This window comes from Bradyrhizobium sp. NBAIM03 (genome assembly GCF_020194055.1).
GTDB classification, from domain to species: domain Bacteria; phylum Pseudomonadota; class Alphaproteobacteria; order Rhizobiales; family Xanthobacteraceae; genus Bradyrhizobium; species Bradyrhizobium yuanmingense.
In genome coordinates this window covers 1-381 of sequence record NZ_JADYVS010000295.1, presented here as the reverse complement: position 1 = coordinate 381, position 381 = coordinate 1, and the positions used below count along the sequence as shown (strand labels likewise).

Genomic DNA, 381 nt, shown 5'->3' with positions numbered 1-381 from the left:
GAGCAGGCGCAGCTTAATCCGCTGGTGCATTATCTGCGGTTTGGGCGGCGCGAGGGCCGCGTGCTGCCGGTGAGCGAAGCCGTGACATCGCCCGATGCAATCGGCACGTCGGCAACCGGCGTCCCGGTGCCGGCTGCCGGTTCGTCGGGTCTACTGCGTGCAGACGCGCAGGCTACGCAGCAGGGCGGGCAACCCGCGGTCCAAAGCGCGCTCGATGCAGAGGTGAGCGCGATCAGGCAGTCGGGACTTTTCGACGAGAGCTATTATCTTTCGGTGAATCCGGATCTCGATCTCCGCCCCGAAGATGCGATTCGCCACTATTGCGAACGCGGCTGGCGTGAAGGACGCAATCCGTCGGACGACTTCGACACTCAGTATTAC

The 381-nt window shown here is 63.8% G+C and carries 1 pseudogene; it reads left to right on the top strand.

Annotated elements, in window-relative coordinates:
* Positions 1–381 (top strand): annotated as a pseudogene (locus I6F21_RS38585) (hypothetical protein); the annotation flags it as partial.